Raw genomic sequence first — 23,121 nt, 5'->3', positions numbered from 1 at the left:
GTACGGCGCGGGGTTTGGGTTGTAGATCCGCGCCGTGGCGCCAGACAATGGCGCCGCAGGCTGAATGCCTGCGGCGCCATTTTTATTTGGTTCGCCGAGCTCCTGCCTTATGAGCCTGGGTCGAGAGAGCCGTTTCGGGAAGCGATCACTGCCCGGACGACCAGCATGACGCGTTCAACCCGCGCGCCGGTCCGGATTCGGCCTGCACGTTCGAGTTCGGCAAGCCCATGCAGGGCTGCCCAAAACGTCTCGGTCACGTTCTCGACATCGACGCAGAACGGCGCGACGACCGACGCGAGCGCTTCGAAACCAGCCCGCAGTTCCGGTCGGGTTTCAGCGTCGGCAAACCGCAGATCGGTCGGGAGGGTGAACATCGCCTCGTAAAGCGCAGGACACCGCACTGCAAAACCGAGATAGGCCATGGCGACATTCTCGACGGCGTTCTGGGGCCCGGTCGATCCACACGCCGCTTCCCGAAGCGCCACTGCGAGTTCCTGAAAGCCCTCGACTGCAACGGCTGCCACGATCGCGTCCCGGTTCTCGAAATGCGAATAGAGGACCGGCTGGCTATAGTCGATCTCGTCGGCGAGGCGGCGAACCGTGACGGCATCCCAGCCATCGCGCTCCGCAATCAGGCGCGCTGCCGCGATGATGCGGGACTCGCGCTCAGCCCGTTGCCTGCCTTTGCGCTCGGCGATACTCAATTTTTCCTCTCCCTGACCCCAATGGTCCACACGGCTTGCGATAGTACGGAAGCTTGAAAATCTAGCAATGCTAGATTATATTCCGTCACTACACCTCGAAGCAAAGGACACCGCCATGCATTGGCTTTCGTTCGGACTGGCGCTGTTCCTCGCCCTCGCGATTATCGCGATCGGCACCCAATATCTTGTGAGGCCAATGACCGCGACACGCAGTTTCGGCCTGCCGCTTCCCGAAAACGGCGCCAATATCGCCTGGTGGCTTCGGCTCAAAGGCGTGCGCGACATTGCGTCGGGATTGGCGGTCCTGGCGTTCATGGTGTGGGGCACGCCTCTTTGGATCGGCGTCGTCCTGCTCGTGGAAGCGGTCATCCCCGTTGGCGACATGCTGCTCATTCTTGCCGCGAAGGGTTCCACCAAGAGCGCCTTCGGCATGCATGGCGCGACGGCCGTGCTGATGGTCTTCACCGCGATTTCGACGATGATGGGAGGGCGCTGAGATGGTCCATACTCTTTCGATCTGGCTCCTCGCCGCCGGCTTCTTTGGCGCGGGTCTCTTCAACGCGATCGGCCCCCCCGCGACGCAAAGCGATTACGCCCGGTGGGGTTACCCGCGCTGGTGGGGTCGATTGACCGGCGCACTGGAGATGTTGTCTGCCGTGCTGATTGCGCTTGCGGCAAGTCGCGTGATTGGCCTGGCGCTTGGGGCGCTAATCATTGCGGCTGCGGTTTTGACCGTTCTGCGTCACCGCGACTTCTCGCACCTTGTGCCGCTCGGTGTTTTTGTCGCCGTGATCGCGCTCGCAGGGATCTCGTCTTGAGAGAGGCGTCGATGTGCGCCGCGCGCTGACGGCATCCCGTGCAATCAACGCGCGAACGCCAGCGCGGTGTATTCAGCCGTTGCCGCCGTGAAAGAGCGTCAGCTTGTTCGACACCGAATTCACGCCCTGCACGGAACGCGCCACCTCTTCCGCCTGCCGGATCTGGTCGCCAGTGCGCACCGTGCCGCTCAGCGTCACCGCGCCGCTGCGCGCGCGCACGAAAACGCCGGAAACGTTGAATCCCTGCGCCCTCGACAAGGCGCGCCGCACGGCACGGGCAAGTGCGCGGTCCTCCTTCTTCGCGCTGGGCGCCGCCTGGGTCGCACCCGTTGCCATCGATGCGTCCGTTGGCTCATTCGCCGACTGGGCATGGGCCATGCCAGCAGCGGTAAGTAGAAGAAACGCAGACAAGGCGCATCGCAGATTCGATTTCATGACCCACTCCTGACATTGCCGCGCAGGGATCCGCCGGCCGCGGTCCATATTGCACCACCATGCGAACACCCGCTCCGACGGCGCGCGAATCGCGCCGTCGTGCTACCCGGCCGCGGATGCCGCCGCCACGCCCAGAAAGGTCTGGACGATTCCTCGCTTGCGTTGGCTGTGAAGGCAGGCCACCGAATCGATATTGCAGCCGCGCAGTTCCTCCACCGGGATGGCAACGGCACGCGCGCCCTCGGGAATCTCGCGCTCGAGCACGAATCCGATGCCGAGGCCTTGCCGCACGGCCTCCAGAACGGCCTCGCGACTACCGAGTTTCATCGCCGTCGGGAGCAATGTCCCCGCACGCCGCAAGGCTTCGTCGACCAGTCGCTGGGTGTTGGAGCCCGCCTCCCGGCGAATCACGGCATACGCCGCGAGATCGCCGAGGGACACGCTTTTGGCCGCTGCGAGTGGATGACGCTCCGGCACGAGAACGCGCATGTCCTGCCGTGCGACGGGAATCGACGCCACACGCGCATCGCTCCTGGCATTGCCGATGACCACCGCGTCGACCCGATACGCGAGCAGATCGTCCCAGACCTCGCGCTGACTTCCGAAGAGACCGAAATTTCGATCTCGGGATACTGCGCGCGAAAGGCGGCCACCACTTGAAGCACCATAAATCTCGATGTGAAAATATAGCATCGGTATGAATTTGACTGCACAGGGGACGCGCTCTAAGCTCGATGCCGTTGCGGGTTCTGACGACCCGCCCTTTTGACGCCAGATGCGTAATGAGCAAAGAGATCGACTACCTCAATCCCGCCCTCCCGCGGGGCCTGCGGCGAGTGGCGATGCCCGTGGTCGACGCGACGCCGGCAACGCTGAATGGCTATGGCAAGCTGGTGGACGACCCGCACGCATGTCAGGTGGAAATCGTCCAGTGGCCTGCAGTGGGGTCAAGACCGATCGACCCGGGAACCGGCGACGAAGCGGGCACGACCGAAGGCACGTTCGTCAGCGAATGGCGCGGCGACATTCTCTACGGTCGAAACGAAGCGGTAGGCGGCAACTATGTTCTCGCCTACGCAACGGAGCCCGACGACGCACGCGAAGACAGCGCCGCCGCCCCGGAACGCATGTTGATATGGCATGCGAACTATCACCCCGACGGCGGCCAACTGTTCTTTCCGCTCGATCGTCGCCCGTTCTACGTGCCGCTGGCACTGCCAGGCGACGACATTGCGCCGGAGAAGTTCGTGTGCTTCCGCTTCGACGGACGGCAGGGTCTCTATATCCACCCCAACATCTGGCACGAAGGCGTGTTCACGCTCGACGGCACGCAGCGATTCTTCGACAAACAAGGCGCTGTCCATGCACGCGTCTCGGTCGAATTCGCGACAGAGTTCGGCTGTCTGCTCGAGGCCGCCATCGCACGGGACTAGCGCGCGCTGCTCCCGCAGATGCACTGCGATGGATGAGGCTAGCGGACGTCGCTCGAGCGCGTCACATCCTTTGCTTCTGGGTCGACGGCGTCGCTGTGCAGCAATGCATGCTGCCGTTCAGGCGTTTCGCTTTGCGCCATGCCTTCCTTGAATCCCTTCACCGCGACGCCCAGATCGCCTCCGATGTTGCGTAGCTTCTTCGTACCGAAAACCAGTGCCACGATCAGGAGGACGATCATCCAATGCCAAATGCTCAACGAACCCATAACTGAAAACCCTCTCTTTGCCGTCGCGCGCGTCGCTCGCGACGAATGACATGAACCTTGCTGCCCGACCCGGCGTATAGCCCGATGTTCCGCAGGCGTATTGGAACGCGCGGATGTGTCTCGCTCGTTTCCTGGAACGGCGGTTTTGTATGCGCATGTACGAGCGCGCCCTGTCGATACACGCAAATACAAAAGGGAGCCGTGTCCGCCAGTCTGCGCGCGCATGGCGCGAATCGCGGCCTCAGCGCGGTCGGCGCACGACCGCCTTTCAAACGGTTCCAGACAAGCGTTTAATATCGGCTGCAACGTCTCTTTGGGAGCCCTCCCATGCTTAGGGTACTGGAACCGGGCGACTACTTCGGCACCACCTCCCTGCGATACAGGGATGACGGCATCTCGCTCGTGGAGACCGATTTCGCAACGGATCTGATCATCCCGCAGCACGAGCATGTCAATCCGTTTTTCTGTTTCGTGCTGAACGGTTGCGGAACCCGATCCTGGCCGGCCCGCCGCGGCGAAGACGGGCCGATGGCGCTGACTTTTTCCCGCGGGCGTATCCCATGCCAATACCTGGCATGGCGCCGGCGGCAAGGCACTCCATCTCGAGTTTTCGACCTCGTGGGCACAGCAGCTTGGCGGCCGGACCCGGGTCCTCGATCGTCCCGATGACTTTGCAGGCGGCGCACCGCTGTCGTTCATGCGCCGCCTGGTCCGCGAATGCCGCGAGCAGGACTCGGCTACGTCGTTGGCAGTCGAAGGGCTGGTACTCGAACTGCTTGCCGCGTGCGAGCGCACCGTCCCGCGTACGGCGACGGCTGGCGGTTCGCGCCGCTGGCTCGCTCGCGTGGAAGCAATGCTGCACGATCGCTTTCGCGAGACGTTGACGCTGGATGAAATTGCTTCGCACAACCATGTTTGTGCCGACCACCTTGCGCGTGAATTCCGCAAGCACTTTGGCTGTACGGTCGGGGAGTACGTGCGCCAGCTTCGGCTCGATTTCGCATGCGCTGAATTGACCCGTGGACGCCTCTCGCTCGCAGCGATTGCCGAGGCCGCCGGCTTCGCCGATCAAAGCCACTTTACGCGCGTCTTTCGGCGCCGGATGGGTCTGACTGACCCGCCTTGACGTCCTGTACGCCTTCGGCGAAATCATCGACGTGCGTAAAGGCCTGCTGCATCGACCGCGCGCGCCGGAGAAGACAGTGATCCTGATGGTCGAGGCGGCGGGAATCGTTCCCACGGGCGACACAATACCCCCACTCGTCTGACAAATTTACAATAGCGTAAGCTACGCACAGCCACGGGCCATATCCCAGAAACCCAGGTACATCACCTAGATAAATCTGATTGACGATTTCGATGTCGTCTGACAACAATATCCATGTGATCGAGTCAGCCGCTCCTGTTCGATCTCGTCGCTGTAACCGTGCCTCTCCTGTTCGCATTAGCGTCGCCACGCGGCCCAATCGCCGCCGAAGTCCGGCCGTCATCCCTGCAGCAAAACAATCCCGCGAGACAACATAGGAGAACGAATCAAATGGCAACCCATGACCAGGACGATCCCCTACCCACCGAAGCCCGCAACCATGCGCCCGCCTCGCCCAAACGGCGCGCGTTCATGGCCTTTGCCGGCGCGTCCGCAGGCGCAAGCCTCCTCGCCGCCAGCCGCGCAGCGGCAGCAGCCGACTCCATGTTTCCCACGCCTGCCACATTCGGAGGAAAGATTCCGCAGCCGCCCGGGCACGCCGCGGGCGATCCGATCTGGGGCCCGGAGGGCCAGGCCACGGCGATCATCAGGAGGCTTGCCCACGTCGATCGCTCGCTGTTTTCCCGCGCCGATTTTCACGTGACGAGCTACGGTGCACGCATACTCCCCGCCTCCGCGCTGATTACGTCGACCGCCTGGCCGGGCGGCAAGATTCCATGGGTGACGGGCGGCACCGAACAGACCGCGCATCCGACCAGCGACCTGCAAAGCCCGGGCTCGGGCGTGATGGTGCCGTGCGACTACACGGGCACGCAGTACGACTCATGCACCGCGATCAATACGGCGATTGTCGACGCGAGCCGTGCCGGTGGCGGACGCGTGATGGTGCCGGCCGGTAACTGGTACTGCGGCGGTCCGATCGTGCTGCTGAGCCATGTGAACCTCCACCTGGAATCAGGCTGCACGATCTATTTCAGCCCGAATCCCGCCGACTATGCGAAAAACGGCCCGTACAAGACGGCGAACGGCAATCTGTACCACACGCGCTGGCAGGCGAACGACTGCCTGAATTTCGGCTCGCCGATTTATGCATTCCGCCAGACCAACATTGCCGTGACCGCCGATGACAATACCTGCGTGCTGAACGGTCAGGCGATGACGCCGATGCAACTGAGCACCCAGGCGCCCACCTCGTGCTGGTGGACCTACAAGGGAAGCAGCAACACATACGGCTGCGCAGGTTCTTCAACGCCGTCACAAGCCTATGTGAATCCGAACAACGTCGCGCTAACGAGCCTCCCCGCTGGCCAGATCCAGAACCCGCAGGCGAACGCTTCCTTCACGAATCAGTACGGCGTCACGACTTCGCTGATGACCCTGCTCACGGGCACGGGCTGGAACCAGGACCAGAACTATCTGCCCGCGCTCTCCGAGCTGCGCGTGCCCATCGAGAACCGCGTTTTCGGCAACGGTCATTTTCTGCGTCCGTGCATGATCGAGTTCATCGGCTGCACCAACGTGTATCTGCAGAACTACCACACCCAGAACACGCCGTTCTGGCAGCACCATCCGACCGATTGCACGAACGTGGTGATCGACGGCGTGTTTGCCGACAGCATCGGACCGAACAACGACGGCTTCGATCCGGACGCGTGCAATCACGTGCTGGTGCAAAACGTTCAGTTCAACACCGGCGACGACTGCATCGCGATCAAGTCCGGCAAGTATCTCGATACCGAGTACGGTCCGATGCAGAACATCGTCGTGCAGAACTGCACGATGCAAAGCGGCCACGGCGGTCTGACGATCGGCAGCGAAATGAGCGCGGGCGTGCGCAACGTCTACGCCCGCAACCTGATGATGCAAAACGAGAACTGGGCAAGCAATCCGCTCAATATCGCGCTGCGGTTCAAGAGCAACATGAATCGCGGCGGGTTCATCAACAACGTCTGGATCAACGGCGTGACGCTCGCCAACGGCGTGAACCTCGCGGGGAAATACGGCGGCGGCTCGCTGGGCGCGGCGATTAGCAAGATCACGGGCACGGGCACGACCGGTCTCGCAACGAACCCGTCGACGGGCCAGGGCGGCCTGATCACGTTCGACTGCGATTACAGCCCGTCCGGCGACGCGGTGCGCTGGAGTCCGTCGGTGATCCGCAACATCAACATCACCAACGTGAACGCGAGCAACGTGTCGGGCGCGGTGTCCTACTCGATGCCTTCGGGCTTCGTCGCCGGGTCGAACTCGTGCTTCCAGGCGCTCGTCATGCAGGGCCCCGAAGCGGTCGATTACAACGGTCCGCTACCGGTGCCGACCGTGAGTCCGATCAGCGGCGTCACGATCTCGAACTGCAACCTCGGCAACCCGGTGTGCACGGGCGCGGTTCCGACCACGCCTTCGACGTCGGCGACGGCCGCGCCGGGGCCGGTCTTCGCGAGCAACGTGAGCGGTATTACGCTGACCAATGTGGTGATCGCGGGCACCACGTACAACACGTCGCTGACCGCACCGGCGACCTGATGCCGACGCACATGGACGCGGGCAACCGCGTCCATGTGCGCGGCGATCGGTTCGTCAGCGTGGTTCCTTGTCTGCCGGAGGTTGCCGGCGCTTCGGCGCCGGTTCATCTCCGGACTTCACCGGCTCACGCGTACAGGCGTCCGGGGGCATGACAAAGGGAATGTCGTCGCGGCAACATGCATACACCGGAAACCCGTACGCGTTCGTCCCGACGATGGTCGTGGGTCCGTGCAGCGGGCACACCGCCTTCATGGTGCCTCCCGAAACTCATTGCTCGATGGCTTGTAGCATACCCCTCGCGGGGCATGGCTCAGGCTTTCTTCACATAGGCATTGCACCAGCCTTTGGCGTCGACGATCTTGCCGCCATAGGTCGCGCACGGGCCATTCGGCGCACCCGGCTTGCCCTGAAACAGCTGGCAGTTCGCGCAGGTCTGCCCCGCCTGGAAGCGCGGAAACTTGGTCTTGTCGACTTTGCTCGCGTCGGTTTTGTAGCCGAGCGCCATGGCGGTCGGGTCGCTCTCGGAGAGCACCGGCGCGTCGGCGCGCGATTCGCTGGAAAGCGCCGCCGTGGAAGCCACGGAGGCGGCAAGGATCATGAAGCGACGACGGGAAAGCGGCATGGTGGGGCTCCTGAGCATGGAACGTACCCGGCTCTCGTAGTTGCTGATCAGGTGGCCGATTCGTTCGTGTTTTTTCCGTGTGCTATTTATTTATATCACTTCGCGATCCGTTGTAAAGAACGGAAACATTGCAGCACCTCGCATGGCGCCCTTAATTATTTCGTTATGCCAGGCAATTTTCACGGCGATCGCAAACGCGGCGCCACAACGGCGCCGCATTGGTTTCACCACGCCGCGCAGACCTTGCCGAAATGCGCCCCGGCTTGCTGATGACGGAACGCATCGGCCAGCTCGTCCAGCCCGAACGTACGGTCGAGCACGGGGCGAATGCCAGCCTGGTCGAGCGCCGCGACGTAGTCTTGCTGCTGCCGCCGGCTGCCCACGATCAAGCCCTGCAGGCGCGCCTGCTTCGCCATGAGCACGGAGGTCGGCACGGTGCCTTCGCGTCCGGTCAACACGCCGATCAGCGCGATGTGGCCGCCCACGCGCACCGCGTCGATCGACTGGGCGAGCGTGCCCGGGCCGCCGACTTCGATCACGTGATCCACGCCCTTGCCGCCCGTCATGTCGCGCACGAGCGCGCCCCACTTTTCGTGTTGCCGGTAGTTGACCACCTCGTCGGCGCCCAGCGCTTTCGCATGCTCCAGCTTCTCGTCCGACGATGACGTGACGATGACCGAAGCGCCCATCATCCGCGCGATCTGCAACGCCGCGATCGACACGCCGCCGGTGCCGAGCGTCAGCACGGTGTCGCCGGCCTTGAGGCCGCCGTCGGCCACCAGCGCACGCCATGCGGTGAGCCCCGCCGTCGTGATCGTCGCCGCCTCGGCGTAGGTCCAGCCGCGCGGCGCGAGCGTGAAGGCGCTCGCGGGCCGCACGGCGTGCAAGGTCGCGAAGCCGTCCACGCCGTCGCCGGGCGTCTGCGCGAAGTTGCCCACGGCCTGCCACGGCAAACCGTCCGCCCATTGCGGGAAGAAGCACGACACCACGTGGTCGCCGCGCTTGAATTGCGTCACGCCCGCGCCGACCGCCGACACCACGCCCGCGCCATCGGACATCAGCACGCGTCCATCCGCCGTGGGGATCGCGCCATTGGCCACGAGCAGGTCGTGAAAATTGAGCGACGTGGCGTGAAGCTCCACGCGGATCTCGCCGGCGCCGGGCGCGCCGGGCTCGGCGATATCGCACAGCTCGATGCGGTCGAGCCCGCCCGGCGCACGCACCACGGCGGCCTTCATCGCCGCGCTCCCTTCGCGTTGCGCGCGGCGGCGATCAGGCCGTCGAGCCAGTCCTGGTGCCCGTTGATCATCGGACTCGGGCGCGTTTTCGCCAGCGTCACAGCCGGTTTGCCCTTCTGCGATTCCTGCGTGAGCACGCGCACGCGGCCGCCGGAAAGGTCTTCGATGAGCCACGCGTGAATCACGTCCAGGCGCGTTTCTGCGTCTCCCTCGGCCCAGCCGTGCCACGCCACACGTGCGGGCTGGCCCGCGGCCGGCGGCTCGTGCTCGGTCACTTTGGCCTGCACCGGAAAGCCGAAGGTCTTGAAGTGAAAACGCACGCCCGCGCTCAGTTCGGGGCCCAGGCCGTCGTGGAAGCCGACATCCGCGGAATTGCTGTAATAGCTCGGCCACACGGTCGCGTTGTTCAGCAGCGGCCAGACGTCGGCCGTGGAAAGGCCCGCCACGATCACTTCGTTGGAACAGAAGTTGTCGGTCGTGCCGGGCAGGTAGTCTTCGGGCCAGAAAATCTCGTTCATGTTCGTTACCTTTCGATGCTGTCGGTTTAGGTGCGGTCGACACGAGAAATCATGCGGGCTATGCTGAAATAAATCCAATCGCGGATCATTATCTCCGTCATAAACCGTGTTGATATCAGAATGCTCGATCTGAACCTTGCGCGCGCTCGACGCCCTGCTCGACGAACGCAACGTCACGCGCGCCGCGCAGCGCAGCGTCTGTGGCTCACGCAGCCGGCCGTGAGCGCGATGCTGACGCGTCTGCGTGACAGTTTCGGCGATCCGCTGTTCGTGCGCTCGCAACGTGGCATCGTGCCCACCGAGCGCGCGCTGCAACTGGCTGCGTCGCTCAAGCAGGTGCTCAGCGAGATCGAACGGATGCTGCAGCCGCAGGCCTTCGCGCCGGCCGAGGCCGAGATGACGCTAACTCTCGCTTCGACCGACTACGCGCTGCGCGCAGTCGTCGTGCCGTATCTCGCGCGACTGCGGGAAACGGCGCCCGGCGTGCGCGCCGCGATCGTGCCGGTGCAGCACGAGCGCCTGCAGGCGCAACTGGAAAGCGGCGACGTGGATCTGGCCCTGATCACGCCGGAGACCACGCCCGCCGACCTGCATGCGCGCCGCCTGTTCGACGAGCGCTGACGAGCGATCTGATTGCGGTCGTGCCGTCACGGCTCGTGAAGGACGCGCAGGGGCTCGCCGTGGTCGAGCCGCCGCTCGCGATACCGGGGTTCACCAAGACGCTCGCGTGGCACGAGCGCACGCATCGCTCGCCAGGGCATCACTGGGCTCGGGCGTTGTTGTTCGAGACGTGTGAGGGATTGGCGGGCGAGGCGCCGGGGTGACGTGTCACGTCTCACGCATCAGCACTTCGCAGTGAACGGCAACGCGCAAAAAGCCATCAGCAGGACGGGCTGCCATTGGCCGTGCAGAACGCCGCGGGCGCACCCGCGAAGAGAGGAAGCGGCGTGACGGGCCGCGGCGGTGGCGGCGCAGTCCTTACGGCGCCGCACCACGAGGTACGGGTGTGCCCCGCGCTGGGCACGCAGGGCGCAACGGTCGCGCGCATCTCCTCGGCCACTTCCTCGCTCAGTTCGTTGCGCTCGCGCGCTTCGAGCGCGGGCCGCAGTTGGTCGTCCAGCCATGACGCGAACGCGACGACACAGCCCGCCGCGACGGCCAGCAGCATGAGCCGCGCCTTGTGCTCGCGCAGCTTGATGAGCAGGCGCCCGGCGGCTGCCCGCACTGCCGCTCCTTCGATGATTCTCGTTGCCACTTTCTATTCGTTTTGCTCTTGTGATTGCGCCCGGCGCCCGTATCGAGGCATACGGGTTAACGGCAGGTCGGAGCAATCCGAAAGGGGCCGCACGAAAATATTTGCGCGCCTTCAGCGGTCCTCGCGCGAACGCTCCGCAAACGCAAACACGGTTTCGCGGAACCGCTCCACCGCCGGATTGCGCACGCTCTCCTGCTGGTAGCGCGTCCCCGCCAGCCGGTGGCCCACCGGCAGCACGAGCAGCATGTGCTCCTGGGCGATGCGCTCGAAGCACAGCTCAGCGGGCGTCTCAATCGGCTTGCGCAGGATCGCCACATCGACGTGCCCCTTCATCATCATCTCGATGATCTCGGCCGCGTTGATCTCGCTGAGCTCGATGGCGATGTCGGGATGCGCGTCGCGATACGCGCGGATCACGGCCGGCGCGAGCGGATGAAACGCGGCAGAACTCGTGAGCGCCACATGCAGCTTGCCTACCTGCCCGAGCGCCACCCGCCGCGCGTGTGTGACGCCCTGCTTGAGCGTGCGCAGAAGTTTGCGCGCGCAAGTCACGCTTGCCACGTTCGCGATCGGCTTCGTCGTGCGGCCGCTCGGCGGCGTCGTGATCGGTGGCATGCGATGCGATCCGCAGGGGCGAAACCGCCATCCGGTTGCGGGCGCAACGAATCGAAATACACCCAGGAAGAAAGCGCGACGGCCTGGGACGTCATCTGGAAGCTGCCGATGCCGCCACGCTCGAGCGCCGACCTCTCCGAGCCCGGTATACCCGCCCTGTTCGGCGCGCACGCCACGATCGACGCGGCACGCGCGGCAAGCACGGCGCAAAGCGCAGGCGGCGCGGACGATTGAAGTGGGCGGCCGTCGTATCATAGCGGCTCGATTCCCGCCGGCTGCGCGCACTCGCCCGGCCGCCCAACGACCGCCATGAGACGCCTTCCCCCGCTCAACGCCCTGCAGATTTTCGAAACGGTCGCCCGCTACGGCAGCTTTACGCGCGCGGCCGAGCACCTTTGCCTCACACAAGGTGCAGTCAGCCGGCAAATCCTCGCGCTCGAGCAGTACTACGGCCTGCCGCTCTTTCGCCGCTCGTCCAAAGGTCTCACGCTCACCGCCGAGGGCGAGCAATTGCTGCCCGCCGTGCGCGACGGCTTCGGGCGCATCGAGGAAGCCTCTCAGCGCCTCACGCGCCAGCGCACCGAGCTTGCGCTCAAGGTCCCGACCTGCGTGATGCGCTGGATGCTGCCGCGCATCATGCGCTTCCAGAACGAGCACCCCGACCTGCAGATCCAGATCACGACCACGTGGGGACACGAAGTCGACTTCCAGGCGGAGCCTTTCGACGCGGCGATCATTTACGGCTCGTCGCCCGGCGCCGACGTGCACGCGGTGCCGCTCTTCGACGAATACCTCACGCCCGTCTGCACGCCGGAAGTGCTCTCGCGCCGAGCGCTCGTCACGCCCGACGACCTCGCCCATCAGACCCTGCTGCACCCGACGCGCGACCACGCCGACTGGCGCTTGTGGCTCGCGCGCGCGGGCGCGAAACAGGTCGATGCCGATCTCGGTCCCACGTTCGAATCGCTCGATCTCGCGGCCACTGCCGCCATGCAGGGCTTTGGCATCGCCATTACCGACCGCACGCTCGTACGCGAGGATGTCGAGACACGGCGCCTCGTCATGCCCTTCGACCTCGCCGTGCCCACGGGCTCGCGCTACTATTTCGTGTATCCCGAGTGCGTGGCCCAGCAGCAGAAGGTGCAGCTGTTCAGCGACTGGATCGGCCAGGACCGCTCGACGCCGTAGCGCACCATGAGGGCAGCGCATGGCGGCCATGAGAATTAATCGATTGCACGCGGGTCGCTCTTTCGGCGTAATGGGGCGCTTCGCGCAAGGCCCGATCTTCCGGCAACCTCGCATTTGTCACACCATGCGGCCGCGCGCCGCCCGAAGGGAGACCGACCATGCAGAGCGCCGCGCAGGCCCGCTCGAAGCTGCCCGATGTAGGCACGACGATTTTCACGGTAATCGGCCAGCTCGCCGCCGAGCATCAGGCGCTGAACCTCTCGCAAGGCGCGCCGAATTTCGACCCGGACGCGAAACTCGTGGATGACGTGGCCGCCGCCATGCGCGCGGGCCACAACCAGTACGCGCCCATGGCGGGCCTCGGCGACCTGCGCGAAGCGCTCGCCGCGAAGTTCGAGACGCTCCATGGCGCGCACTACGACCCGTCGAGCGAAGTGACCGTGCTCGCGAGCGCGAGCGAAGGCCTGTACTCGACGATCAGCGCGCTCGTGCATCCCGGCGACGAAGTGATCTATTTCGAGCCCGCGTTCGACAGCTATGCGCCCATCGTGCGCCTGCAGGGCGCGCAGCCCGTGGCGATCAAGCTCGCGCAGCCGCATTTTCGGGTGGACTGGGACGCGGTGAGCGCGGCCATCACGCCGCGCACGCGCATGATCATCGTGAACACGCCGCACAATCCCACGGCCACGATATTCGGCGAGGACGACATCGCGCGGCTCGCGGCGCTCACGCGCAACACCGACATCGTGATTCTCTCCGACGAAGTGTACGAGCACGTGGTGTTCGACGGCGCGCCGCACCGGAGCATGGCGCGCTATCGCGAGCTTGCCGAGCGCAGCGTGATCGTCTCGTCGTTCGGCAAGTCGTATCACGTCACGGGCTGGCGCGTGGGCTATTGCCTCGCCCCCGCCGCGCTGATGGACGAGATCCGCAAGGTCCACCAGTTCGCGGTCTTTTCCGCCGACACTCCCATGCAGTATGCGTTCGCGCAGGCGCTTGCCGAGCCGCAGAGCTATCTGGGACTCGCGTCCTTCTACCAGCACAAGCGCGACCTGCTCGCGCGCGCGCTGGAAGCCTCGCGATTCGAACTGCTGCCAAGCGAAGGCAGCTTTTTCATGCTCGCACGCTTCCGGTCTTTCTCCGACGAGCGCGACAGCGACTTCGTGCTGCGGCTCATCCGCGACGCGCGCGTGGCGACGATTCCGCTCTCGGCGTTCTACACCGATGGCACCGACGAAGGCATCATCCGCCTCAGCTTTGCCAAGGATGACGAAACATTGCTCGAAGGCGCGCGCCGCCTTTGCGCGATCTAGCGCACCGGATTCGAAACACAACGGAACTGCCAGGAACTGGCAGGCAAGGAGATCACCATGAAGCGACTCAACGCGCTCCTCGCGCTGGCATGCGTGTACGGCGTACTCGGCCCGGCACCGGCATTCGCCGATGCGAACCTGCTGCGCTTCGGCGTCGAGGCGCAGTATCCGCCGTTCGAAACCAAAGCGTCGGACGGCACGCTGCAAGGCTTCGATATCGACATCGGCAATGCCGTGTGCGCGAAGGCGGCCATGACCTGCAAATGGGTCGAAACGTCATTCGACGGCCTGATTCCTGCGCTTCAGGGCCGCAAGTTCGACGCCATCAACTCGGCGATGAACGCCACCGAAAAGCGCCGCGAAGCCATCGACTTCACCACGGTGATCTATCGCGTACCGAGCCGCCTGATCGCGCGCAGCGACAGCGGGCTCGTGGCGACCGCCGCGTCGCTCAAGGGCAAACGTGTCGGCGTGCTGCAGTCCTCGATTCAGGAAACCTACGCCAAGGTGCACTGGGAGCCGGCCGGCGTGACCGTCGTACCCTACCAGGACCAGAACCAGATTTACGCGGACCTCGGCGCGGGCCGTCTCGATGCGACGCTCGTGCTCGCGCCCGCGGGCCAGAAGGGCTTTCTTTCGCAGCCCGACGGCAAGGGTTTCGCGTTCGTGGGCGATGCCGTGCGCGACGACAAGATTCTGGGCAGCGGCGTGGCGTTCGGCATCCGCAAGGGCGATACGGCCTTGCGCGAACGCCTGAACGCGGCCATCGCGAAGATCGAGTCCGACGGCACGGTCACCTCGCTGGCGCACAAATACTTCGGCGACATCGACGTTTCGCCCAAGTAATACGCCGCGCGCGGGGGCGGGGGCATGGCATGCGCAAACTCAGCGCCGCCCCTCGCGCGAATTGCGGTTCACGTGGACGTCGTTCTTCGTGCGCTCCTCGTGCGCATCGGCGCCCCAGCGGTCCGTGTCCTCCTGCCCGCTTTCCATGTCGCTATGTCCCTGGCGGCCCACCGAGCGCGGCTCATGCGGGTGACGCCGCGCGAGCGGCTCGCTGCTTTCGTGCTGCGGACGCTTGACGTTCGTGCCGTCGTCGTCCGGGGTCTCGCGATGCTTCATGGTTGCCTCCTTGTCAGCGCAACGCGCTGCCTCTCATTCCCGCAGCGGCTCGATGCTGCGGGTCGGGTCGAAGTCGGCCCAATGACCTTGCTGCCAGCGTCCGTCGGCGCACTCGATCTCCATCCCGCCCGCCGCGCCCAGGACCTGCGCCGCCGTGTGCTGCGTGCCCGGGCTCACGTGCACGGCCACCAGCACGCCGGACTCGCGTGCCTTCGGCGTGCCGTCGGGCTCGTGGCCGATGTCGGGCTGGCGCGCCTTGCCGCCGCCCCTCGTCTGCCATAGCGCGCCCGCGAGCGTGCCCACATACGCGCCGACGCCGGCGGCTACCGCCAGCACCACCAGCGAGCGGAACACGACGTACGAGATCAGTACGCCGAGCACCAGGCCGATCACCGCGCCTACCGCCGCCCCAGTGGCCGCGCCGACCGACGTGCCGCGCGCGCCCGGGTCGACGAACTCGTCGCCGCCCACCGGATACCGTGCGTGCTGGCCGCTCGGGTTCACGAAGAACGAGGCGACATCCTCGCCGACGAAGCCGTTCGAACACAGCTCGTCGACGGCCACTTCCGCTTCGTGCAGGGTCGTGAAGCGGCTTGCAACGATCATGGACATAGCGCTCTCCTTGCAGGCTTCGATGAGTGGAAGTTCCTGTGCGAGCGCGCACGCGTCGTGCCAGGCGCCTTGCGCTGCACACACGCGATTCGTGCGTTCGCCCGCCGGCTAGCGCATCGGGCGTGCCCAGGCGGGGCTGGAACGCCCGATGCGCGCTGCGCCGCCACGCCACGCTGCGCTTCGCGCGCCCGCAACTCGAGCGCTACGCCGCGATGGACACGGCGCGCCGGCGCATGATCCAGCAGCGCATTCGCGAGTGCGTGCGCGAGCGCTTCGCGGCGCGACAGGCTGAACACGACCACCGAAACGTTGTAGGCGAGCGCGATGCCGCTAAAGCGCACCTGCACCGGCAAGAGGTCGGCGAGGACGGCGGCCCACGTGCCGCTGGCGAGCGAGAAGACCAGCGGCGAGCACGAATAGCACGACCACGTTCACGCTGTGCGTCGCTAGCGCGGTATAGAACGGCCAGGCGAGCGCGGCGAGCGGCACGCACGACACACGCAGCAAGAATCGGCGCGGCACGAAGTCGCCAGCCCAGGCCGCCGCGAGCAGCCCCGCCGAACTCACGAGCAGATACGCGTTCTGGGCGAGTGCCGCCTCGCGCGGCGCGTATTTCAGCGTCTCGATCAGATACGCGGGCATGTGGCCGTAGAGCACGCCGTTGAAGCCCGCCATCACCGCGATCGAAAACGCGCCGCCCACCACCGCGCCGCGATGGTGGCGCAGCGTTTCCCGAAACGGCTGCTTCACCACGGCGCCCTGCATTTGCCGGAATTCGGGCGACTCATCGAGATTGCGGCGCAGCAGATACGAAACGATCCCGCACAGGCCGCCCACGAGGAACGCAATGCGCCAGCCATAGCTCGCGGCGTCGGCGGGGGGCAGCGCGGACTGCACGACGAGATTGACGATCGTCGCGAGCATCACGCCCGTGTTGATCGCGCAGACGATCACGCCGGCCGCGAGGCCCGCGCGGCGCGGCGCCGCTTCCACCGCGTAGGTGATCGCGCCGGGCATTTCGCCGCCCACGCAAAAGCCTTGCAGCACGCGCAGGCCGATCAGCGCGACGGGCGCGGCAATGCCCCAACGCGCGTAATTGGGCAACAGGCCAATGCAGATCGTCGCGAGCGTCACGACGACGATCGAGCCTACGAACACGGGGCGCCGCCCGATGCGGTCGCCAAGGCTGCTGAGCACGATGCCGCCGAGCGGCCGGATGATATAGCCGATGGCGAGCACCGAAAACGTGAGCAGCATGCTCACGAGCGAATCGCTCGCCGGAAAGATTTGCGCGGCGATCGAATGCGCGAAGAAGCCGTAGATCACGAAATCATAGAACTCCAGCGAGCCGCCCGGGCGCTGGGTCAAGCGCCTCGCGCCGCTGCAACGCACGCGCAACGCCTGCGCGTTCGAGCAGCGCTTCGAGTTCGCCCGCATCGTGCGCCACGCCGCCGACGTAGCGGTCTGGCCGCAGCAGCACGGCGCGCGCGCCGGCGTCCGCGAGCCAGGCGCGCAGCGGCTGGCGTGTGGCCGGCACGATCGCCACGCGCTCGCGTTGTGCGGCGTTCGTCAGCGCGTCCTGCGCGTGTTGCGCGAGCGTTTCGTCGACGATCAGCGCGAAGCGATAGCCCACGGCGTCATCGAGGCGCGAACCGTCTTCGAACACGGGTTGCGGCCCGAAATCGCCGCCCGCCGCACCAGCGTGCCAGCCCGGGCCCAGACGCGGCTGGGGCGTGCGAAACTCGCGAATCGCCGCCGTCATCTCGCGGTCGCGCGCGGCAACGGCGTCGCTGTCGGTGGCCTGGATCACGCCACCAAGCTGCACCGCCGTTTCGATGAACGTGCGCACGTGCGGCTCGCGCTCGCTCTCGTAGGTGTCGAGCAGCGCGTCGGGCAGCGCGCCATTGATCACGTCGGCGAGCTTCCATGCGAGGTTCGAGGCGTCGCGTATGCCCGCGGCCATGCCCTGCCCCATGAACGGCGGCGTCTGGTGCGCGGCATCGCCCGCGATCAGCAGCCTGCCGCGCCGCCAGCCCTGCGCGACCACCGAATGGAACGTGTAGATCGCCGAGCGTTCGAGTTGCGCGTGCTCGGGCGTGATCCATCGTGCGAGCCGCTCCCAGATCCATTCCGGTGTGCCGATGCGGCGCTCGTCGTCGCCAGGCATCACCATGATTTCCCAGCGGCGGCGGTTGTGCGGCCCGCGCGTGTACGTGATCGGCCGCGCGGGGTCGCAGTACTGGATCGAGTAGTCGCCAAGATCGGCACGCTCGCCTTCCAGCAGCACGTCCACCACGACCCAGCGCTCGTGCGATTTCAGATCGGCCAGCTCGGCGCCGATGAAGCGGCGCACGGTCGAGCGCGCGCCGTCGCAACCCACCACGTAGCGCGCCGTGGTGTGGGCAACGCGTCCTTGCGCCGTGTCCTCGAAGCGAATGCGCACGTGGTCGTCGCGTTCGTCGAGCGCGAACACCTCGTGACGCAAGTGCACGTCGGCTCCGCCGCGCGCGAATAGTTGCGCGCGCAACGCCCGTTCGAGATCCGGCTGATGAAACTTGTAGCTCGCGCACCAGCCTTGCGGGCCGATGCCGCCGGGCCGGGTCCAGTCGATCATCAGCTCGCCGCGCCCGTTCACGAACTTCATGCCGGGGCCGACGAAGAGATTGGGCAGCAGCGTTTGCGCAATCCCGGCAGCCTGGAACACGCGCATGCATTCGCCGTCGAAGTGCACGGCGCGCGGCAGCTGGAACACGTCCTTGTCGCGCTCGAATACCACGACTTTCGGGCCACGCAGCGTGAGCAGATTGGCGAGCGTCGCGCCCGTCGGCCCGAAGCCAATGATCGCGACGTCATACTCGGGATCCGGATTTGATCTGCAATCCGAATTGTTTGCGACATCCTTCATCCCATTCACCTGATCCATAGCTAACTGCGTGGATGACTGCGCTGCCCGCAGCGTGCGGGCAGCGTCCTGCGGCTTACGCTTCGTCCGCGACGGAATTCCTGAGCGTGCCGATGCGATCCACCTCGACTTCCACCACGTCGCCATGCTTCATGAAAAGCGGCGGATTGCGCTTCGCGCCCACGCCACCAGGCGTGCCGGTCACGATCACGTCGCCGGGGAAAAGCGGCGTGAAGGTGGAGAGATACGCGATCTGCTTCGCAATGCCGTGAATCGGCATTTCCGTGTCGCGCGCTGCACTTCCCGGCCGTTCAGACGCGTGACGAGCGTCATCAGCGCGTTCGGCTCGATCTCGTCGCTCGTGACCATCCACGGCCCAAACGCGCCCGTGCGGTAGAAGTTCTTGCCCGGCCCCCATTGGCCCGTGTGGCGCTGCCAGTCGCGCACCGAGCCGTCGTTGTAGCAGCTGTAGCCCGCGATATGACGCCATGCGTCGGCCTCGGCGATGCGCCGACCGCCCTCGCCGATGATCACGGCGATCTCGCCTTCATAGTCGAACTGCGTGGACTCGCGCGGACGCAGCATCGGCTCGCCGGCGCCCACCTGGGAGGGCGGCAGGCGCATGAAGATCACGGGCTGCTCGGTGGTCTCGCGGTTGGTCTCCTTCACGTGCTCCGCGTAGTTCAGGCCCACGCAGAAGATCTGCTGCGGATTCGCAATGACGGGCTCGAGCGTGACTTCGGCGAGCGGATAGTCGCCCTTGCCTTCGCTCGCGGCGCGGTCCGCTTCGGCGAACGCTGCGGCTGCGATCAGCGACTTGAGGTCGGCATAACGGCTGCCAAGGCGCTTCTTGAGGTCGAACACCACGTCGTCGCGCACGACGCCGAACGACGAACCTTCATGGGTGGAAAAGCTGGCGAGTTTCATGATGCTCAGATGATAAAAAGTGAGTTTTCTCTAGAAGCGAGATGCGCATTGTTTGCCATGTTTATCGTATTTTGCGAATACACTACGAAAATCGCGATACACAACCAGATTTCACTGGAGGCGGACAGTCTCGCCACGCTCAAGCACTTTCACCGGCGCTTCGTGGAGGAAGGGATGGAGGAGATCGTTCCGGTCACGCACGGCAATGCGATTTCGTTCTACGCGCGCGACCCGGAGGGCAACCGGCTGGAGATCTTCATCGACACGCCGTGGTACGTGGATCAGCCCATGCGCGTCGCCGTGGACTTCACGCTGCCCGACGACGCGTTGCTGGCCGAGGTCGAACGCCATGCGAGCACGTTGCCGGGCTTCCGGCCACGCGCGGTGTGGGAGAGGGAGATGGCGGTGCGCATGGGCGTAGCGTGACGCCGCGCCGCTTTATGACTCGATCAATGCACGCACGCGCGTGGAAATGCGCGCGGCGGCTTCCTTCACGGCCTCGACCACGCGCTCGAGGTTGAAGAATGCGAGGCGCTGCTCCGGCACGACGAGCGCGAGCGCGGCCACGGCTTCGCCCGATGCGTCGGTGAACAGCGGCGAAGCGACGGCGGACATGCCCGCTTCGAGTTCGCCCTTCGAGAGATAGAAGCCCGCGCGGCGGATCTTGAGCAGGCTCGCGCGGAATTCTTCGAGCGAGCCGCCGAGTCCGCTGGCCGCGATGTCCTCGGGATACTGCTCGAACAACGCGGCGAGCTTCGCCTTGGGAAACGTCGAAAGGATCGCCTTGGGCGCGGCGCCAAGAAAGAGCGGACGCGGACGGCCGCGTCCATAGCGCAGGTCGAATACGGCGTCGTGCGATTCCCGGTGCGTATCGACGAGTTCATTGCCGTACCAGCGCGACATGACCGCGTCGAAGCCCGATTGCTCCGCCAGTTCGCGCATGACCGGCTGCCCCGCTTTTAACAGCGGATCGGAAATGCGCAGATGGTAGTCGAGCGTGATGATGCGTGGGCCGAGGCCGTATTCGCCGCCCACGAAGCGCAGCAGCATGCCGGTATCGACGAGTTCACGCAGATAGCGGTAAGCGGTCGGCACCGAGCATTGCAGTTCGGCCGCCACTTGTTCGGCGGAAAGAAAAGGCCGCGCCTCGGAAAAGAGTTCGAGGATGGACAGCAGTTTCGCAATGCTCGACAAAGGCCGGTCTCCGGTCACGCGTGGGGTGGCCAATTATAGCGGCACGCCTCACCACGATCGTGCCCCGCAAACCTGGCGGCACCATGCAAAACCGCCGCATTGCAGGGCACGCTTTACGCGTCCCCTGCAATGCGGCGGTCGGTACGGATTACCGGTGCCACATGCACCGCGCATCGCCTTGGCGAAATTCGCCTGACATCATTCATTCGCGATGCATGTTTTGCATAGCTTTACTGCATATGCTGGCCACCGTTGATAGGAATATTTGCGCCCGTCACGAAGCCCGCTTCGTCCGAACACAGGAACAGCACGAGCGCCGCGACTTCGCCCGGGTGGCCGAGGCGGCCCATCGGGATCTGCGGCAGGATCTTCGTGTCGAGAATGTCCTGAGGAATGGCGGTCACCATTTTCGTGGCGAGATAGCCCGGCGAAATGGTGTTCACGGTCACGCCCTTGCGGGCCACTTCCAGCGCGAGCGACTTCGTGAAGCCGTGCATGCCGGCCTTCGCCGCGGCGTAGTTGGTCTGGCCGACCGAGCCCTTCGAACCGTTCACCGACGAAATGTTGATGATGCGGCCCCACGCGCGCTCGACCATGCTGTCGCACAGCGGCTTCGAGATATTGAAGATCGAGTCGAGATTCGTGCGCAGCACGGCGTCCCAATTGACCTTGTCGAGCTTGCGGAACGTCATGTCGCGCGTGATGCCCGCGTTGTTCACGAGAATATCGACAGGGCCGATCTCGCTCTGGATCTTCTGCGCGCCGCGCTGGCACGAATCGTAGTCGGCCACGTCCATGCCGTACGCGTGGAATTCGCGGTCGGTCTCCTTCATGCGCGCCAGCCAGTCCTTCGCGCCAGCGTTGTCGGGCGAGTGCGTCACCACAACGCGATAACCCGCATCATGCAGTTTCACGCTGATGGCCTCTCCAAGGCCGCCCATACCACCTGTCACCAATGCAATACGATTAGTCATCCTATATGTCCGCGAGAGTTGAGCATCACTAAAACCGTGGCGTTACGCGTTATGCGTGCAGGCGCCACATACACTGTTGCCCGGCTTCATCCTTCCACCCAGGACGAAGACAAGGCGAATGCCGCGCGGCTTCTGATCAATTTCTAGTATTGCGCGTGGTTGCTGCTACTGGCGGCTCGCCGCTGCTTCTCGCGCGACGAGCCGCTTGCTACGTGGTTACTACGCTGCTTCCCGCTTCGAAAGCGGGGTCAAGCAGGATCAAGCGCGCTCGAGCGCGAGCGCCACGCCCATGCCGCCGCCGATGCACAGCGAGGCCAGACCGCGCTTGGCATCGCGACGCTGCATTTCGTGCAACAGCGTCACGAGAATCCGGCAGCCCGATGCGCCGATCGGGTGTCCGATCGCAATCGCCCCGCCGTTCACGTTGATCTTCGACGTGTCCCAGCCCATCTGCTTGTTCACGGCCAGCGCCTGCGCCGCGAACGCCTCGTTGATCTCCATGAGATCGAGGTCGTTCACCGACCAGCCCGCGCGCTCCAGCGCACGCTTCGAAGCCGGCACCGGACCCATGCCCATCACCTTCGGGTCCACGCCGCCGCTGGCGTACGCCTTGATGCGCGCGAGCGGCGTGAGGCCCAGCGCCTCGGCCTTCTTCGCGGACATCACCACGACCGCGGCTGCGCCGTCGTTGAGGCCCGACGCGTTCGCCGCCGTCACCGTGCCTTCCTTGTTGAACGCGGGCTTCAGGCCCGCGAGCGACTCCGCCGTCACGCCGTGGCGCACGAATTCGTCGGTCGCGAACTGCAGCGGCTCGCCCTTGCGCTGCGGAATCGCCACCGGCACGATTTCCGCGTCGAAGCGGCCGGCCTTCTGCGCGGCTTCCGCCTTGTTCTGCGAGAGCGCCGCAAACGCGTCCTGCTCCTCGCGCGTGATGCCGTATTCCTTCGCGACGTTTTCCGCCGTCACGCCCATGTGGTACTGGTTGTACACGTCCCACAGGCCGTCCACGATCATGCTGTCGATGAGCTTCGCATCACCCATGCGGAAACCGTCGCGCGAGCCCGGCAGCACGTGCGGCGCGGCGCTCATGTTCTCCTGGCCGCCGGCCACGACGATGTCCGAATCGCCCGCGATGATCGCGTTGGCCGCGAGCATCACCGCCTTCAGGCCCGAGCCGCACACCTTGTTGATCGTCATGGCGGGAACGGCCGTGGGCAGGCCCGCCTTGATCGATGCCTGGCGCGCCACGTTCTGG

The 23,121-nt window shown here is 65.3% G+C and carries 26 protein-coding genes and 2 pseudogenes; 11 read left to right on the top strand and 17 right to left on the bottom strand.

The window, feature by feature from the left end; all coding sequences use genetic code 11:
* Positions 1-107: 107 nt before the first annotated feature.
* The gene (locus M3I56_RS15680; protein WP_254354761.1) at positions 108-704 is read right to left on the bottom strand and encodes a TetR/AcrR family transcriptional regulator; all 597 of its coding nucleotides are present in this window, start codon (positions 702-704) and stop codon (positions 108-110) included.
* Positions 705-819: 115 nt separating this feature from the next.
* Between M3I56_RS15680 and M3I56_RS15675 the strand changes: the two genes are divergently transcribed.
* On the top strand, positions 820-1,200 hold the full coding sequence (locus M3I56_RS15675) for a DUF4267 domain-containing protein (RefSeq protein ID WP_254354760.1): 381 nt from the start codon (positions 820-822) through the stop codon (positions 1,198-1,200).
* Between the two features lies 1 nt (position 1,201).
* A complete protein-coding gene (locus M3I56_RS15670; RefSeq protein ID WP_254354759.1) occupies positions 1,202-1,522 on the top strand; it encodes a DoxX family protein in 321 nt (106 codons plus the stop codon).
* Positions 1,523-1,594: 72 nt separating this feature from the next.
* Here the strand turns inward: M3I56_RS15670 and M3I56_RS15665 are convergent, their stop codons facing one another.
* Both M3I56_RS15665 and M3I56_RS15660 read right to left on the bottom strand, forming a co-directional pair.
* On the bottom strand, positions 1,595-1,858 hold the full coding sequence (locus M3I56_RS15665) for a BON domain-containing protein (protein WP_309249162.1): 264 nt from the start codon (positions 1,856-1,858) through the stop codon (positions 1,595-1,597).
* 201 nt (positions 1,859-2,059) lie between these two features.
* Positions 2,060-2,650 (bottom strand): LysR family transcriptional regulator substrate-binding protein, encoded by a 591-nt coding sequence (locus M3I56_RS15660; protein ID WP_254354758.1) that lies wholly within the window; start codon positions 2,648-2,650, stop codon positions 2,060-2,062.
* Between the two features lie 89 nt (positions 2,651-2,739).
* Here M3I56_RS15660 and M3I56_RS15655 point away from each other — a divergent pair, with 89 nt between their 5' ends.
* A complete protein-coding gene (locus M3I56_RS15655; RefSeq protein ID WP_254354757.1) occupies positions 2,740-3,390 on the top strand; it encodes an ureidoglycolate lyase in 651 nt (216 codons plus the stop codon).
* Between the two features lie 38 nt (positions 3,391-3,428).
* Here the strand turns inward: M3I56_RS15655 and tatA are convergent, their stop codons facing one another.
* Positions 3,429-3,656, bottom strand: coding sequence for a Sec-independent protein translocase subunit TatA (gene tatA, locus M3I56_RS15650; RefSeq protein ID WP_254354756.1), 228 nt, complete (start codon positions 3,654-3,656; stop codon positions 3,429-3,431).
* 697 nt (positions 3,657-4,353) lie between these two features.
* Between tatA and M3I56_RS41380 the strand changes: the two genes are divergently transcribed.
* Together M3I56_RS41380 and M3I56_RS15640 are read left to right on the top strand one after the other, a co-directional pair.
* A complete protein-coding gene (locus M3I56_RS41380) occupies positions 4,354-4,782 on the top strand; it encodes a helix-turn-helix transcriptional regulator (RefSeq protein WP_309249161.1) in 429 nt (142 codons plus the stop codon).
* 411 nt (positions 4,783-5,193) lie between these two features.
* Complete coding sequence (locus M3I56_RS15640) at positions 5,194-7,386, top strand: glycoside hydrolase family 28 protein (protein ID WP_254354755.1); 2,193 nt, start codon at positions 5,194-5,196, stop codon at positions 7,384-7,386.
* A gap of 310 nt (positions 7,387-7,696) precedes the next feature.
* Here M3I56_RS15640 and M3I56_RS15635 read toward each other — a convergent pair whose 3' ends face one another.
* From M3I56_RS15635 to M3I56_RS15625, 3 genes are all read right to left on the bottom strand, one after another.
* On the bottom strand, positions 7,697-8,008 hold the full coding sequence (locus M3I56_RS15635; protein WP_028206842.1) for a high-potential iron-sulfur protein: 312 nt from the start codon (positions 8,006-8,008) through the stop codon (positions 7,697-7,699).
* A 224-nt stretch (positions 8,009-8,232) separates the two neighbouring features.
* The gene (locus M3I56_RS15630) at positions 8,233-9,246 is read right to left on the bottom strand and encodes an NAD(P)-dependent alcohol dehydrogenase (protein WP_254354754.1); all 1,014 of its coding nucleotides are present in this window, start codon (positions 9,244-9,246) and stop codon (positions 8,233-8,235) included.
* Positions 9,243-9,764 (bottom strand): SRPBCC domain-containing protein, encoded by a 522-nt coding sequence (locus tag M3I56_RS15625; protein WP_254354753.1) that lies wholly within the window; start codon positions 9,762-9,764, stop codon positions 9,243-9,245. The genes M3I56_RS15630 and M3I56_RS15625 overlap by 4 nt, the downstream gene beginning before the upstream one ends.
* 120 nt (positions 9,765-9,884) lie before the next feature.
* On the opposite strand from M3I56_RS15625, the pseudogene M3I56_RS15620 reads away from it, so the two are divergent.
* A pseudogene (locus M3I56_RS15620) lies at positions 9,885-10,588 on the top strand (LysR family transcriptional regulator).
* 56 nt (positions 10,589-10,644) lie between these two features.
* On the opposite strand, the gene M3I56_RS15615 reads toward M3I56_RS15620, so the two are convergent.
* Positions 10,645-11,019, bottom strand: a complete 375-nt coding sequence (locus tag M3I56_RS15615) for a hypothetical protein (protein WP_254354752.1) — start codon at positions 11,017-11,019, stop codon at positions 10,645-10,647.
* 111 nt (positions 11,020-11,130) lie between these two features.
* Positions 11,131-11,634 carry a LysR substrate-binding domain-containing protein gene (locus M3I56_RS15610; protein ID WP_254354751.1) on the bottom strand — a complete coding sequence of 168 codons (504 nt, stop codon included), beginning with the start codon at positions 11,632-11,634 and terminating at the stop codon, positions 11,131-11,133.
* A 3-nt stretch (positions 11,635-11,637) separates the two neighbouring features.
* Here M3I56_RS15610 and M3I56_RS15605 point away from each other — a divergent pair, with 3 nt between their 5' ends.
* The 4 genes from M3I56_RS15605 (at position 11,638) to M3I56_RS15590 (ending at position 14,981) form a co-directional block, all read left to right on the top strand.
* Positions 11,638-11,868 (top strand): hypothetical protein, encoded by a 231-nt coding sequence (locus tag M3I56_RS15605; protein ID WP_254354750.1) that lies wholly within the window; start codon positions 11,638-11,640, stop codon positions 11,866-11,868.
* Positions 11,869-11,943: 75 nt separating this feature from the next.
* Entirely contained in the window at positions 11,944-12,822 is an 879-nt protein-coding gene (locus M3I56_RS15600; protein ID WP_028206849.1) for a LysR substrate-binding domain-containing protein, read from the top strand.
* Positions 12,823-12,980: 158 nt separating this feature from the next.
* A complete protein-coding gene (locus M3I56_RS15595) occupies positions 12,981-14,135 on the top strand; it encodes a methionine aminotransferase (RefSeq protein ID WP_254354749.1) in 1,155 nt (384 codons plus the stop codon).
* A gap of 57 nt (positions 14,136-14,192) precedes the next feature.
* Positions 14,193-14,981, top strand: coding sequence for an ABC transporter substrate-binding protein (locus M3I56_RS15590; protein ID WP_254354748.1), 789 nt, complete (start codon positions 14,193-14,195; stop codon positions 14,979-14,981).
* A gap of 39 nt (positions 14,982-15,020) precedes the next feature.
* Here M3I56_RS15590 and M3I56_RS15585 read toward each other — a convergent pair whose 3' ends face one another.
* The 5 genes and pseudogenes from M3I56_RS15585 to M3I56_RS15565 all read right to left on the bottom strand — a co-directional run bounded on the left by M3I56_RS15585 (position 15,021) and on the right by M3I56_RS15565 (position 19,698).
* Positions 15,021-15,257 (bottom strand): hypothetical protein, encoded by a 237-nt coding sequence (locus M3I56_RS15585; RefSeq protein WP_254354747.1) that lies wholly within the window; start codon positions 15,255-15,257, stop codon positions 15,021-15,023.
* A 33-nt stretch (positions 15,258-15,290) separates the two neighbouring features.
* Positions 15,291-15,869 carry a hypothetical protein gene (locus M3I56_RS15580; protein ID WP_254354746.1) on the bottom strand — a complete coding sequence of 193 codons (579 nt, stop codon included), beginning with the start codon at positions 15,867-15,869 and terminating at the stop codon, positions 15,291-15,293.
* A 330-nt stretch (positions 15,870-16,199) separates the two neighbouring features.
* Positions 16,200-17,237 (bottom strand): MFS transporter, encoded by a 1,038-nt coding sequence (locus M3I56_RS15575; RefSeq protein ID WP_309249160.1) that lies wholly within the window; start codon positions 17,235-17,237, stop codon positions 16,200-16,202.
* Positions 17,200-18,774 (bottom strand): bifunctional 3-(3-hydroxy-phenyl)propionate/3-hydroxycinnamic acid hydroxylase, encoded by a 1,575-nt coding sequence (locus M3I56_RS15570; RefSeq protein WP_254354745.1) that lies wholly within the window; start codon positions 18,772-18,774, stop codon positions 17,200-17,202. Before M3I56_RS15570 ends, M3I56_RS15575 begins: the two co-directional genes overlap by 38 nt.
* 73 nt (positions 18,775-18,847) lie before the next feature.
* Positions 18,848-19,698, bottom strand: a pseudogene (locus M3I56_RS15565) (fumarylacetoacetate hydrolase family protein).
* A 57-nt stretch (positions 19,699-19,755) separates the two neighbouring features.
* Here M3I56_RS15565 and M3I56_RS15560 point away from each other — a divergent pair.
* Positions 19,756-20,124, top strand: a complete 369-nt coding sequence (locus M3I56_RS15560) for a hypothetical protein (protein ID WP_375541732.1) — start codon at positions 19,756-19,758, stop codon at positions 20,122-20,124.
* Positions 20,125-20,136: 12 nt separating this feature from the next.
* On the opposite strand, the gene M3I56_RS15555 is transcribed toward M3I56_RS15560, so the two are convergent.
* The 3 genes from M3I56_RS15555 to M3I56_RS15545 form a co-directional block, all read right to left on the bottom strand.
* The gene (locus M3I56_RS15555) at positions 20,137-20,892 is read right to left on the bottom strand and encodes an IclR family transcriptional regulator (RefSeq protein WP_254354744.1); all 756 of its coding nucleotides are present in this window, start codon (positions 20,890-20,892) and stop codon (positions 20,137-20,139) included.
* A 230-nt stretch (positions 20,893-21,122) separates the two neighbouring features.
* The gene (phbB, locus tag M3I56_RS15550) at positions 21,123-21,866 is read right to left on the bottom strand and encodes an acetoacetyl-CoA reductase (protein ID WP_254354743.1); all 744 of its coding nucleotides are present in this window, start codon (positions 21,864-21,866) and stop codon (positions 21,123-21,125) included.
* 258 nt (positions 21,867-22,124) lie between these two features.
* Positions 22,125-23,121, bottom strand: a 997-nt coding sequence (locus tag M3I56_RS15545; protein ID WP_254354742.1) for an acetyl-CoA C-acetyltransferase, incomplete at its 5' end; no start/stop codon positions are given.

This window comes from Paraburkholderia sp. CNPSo 3281, from assembly GCF_024206515.1.
Classification (GTDB): Bacteria; Pseudomonadota; Gammaproteobacteria; order Burkholderiales; family Burkholderiaceae; genus Paraburkholderia; species Paraburkholderia nodosa.
This window is presented reverse-complemented; position numbering and strand designations above follow the sequence as displayed.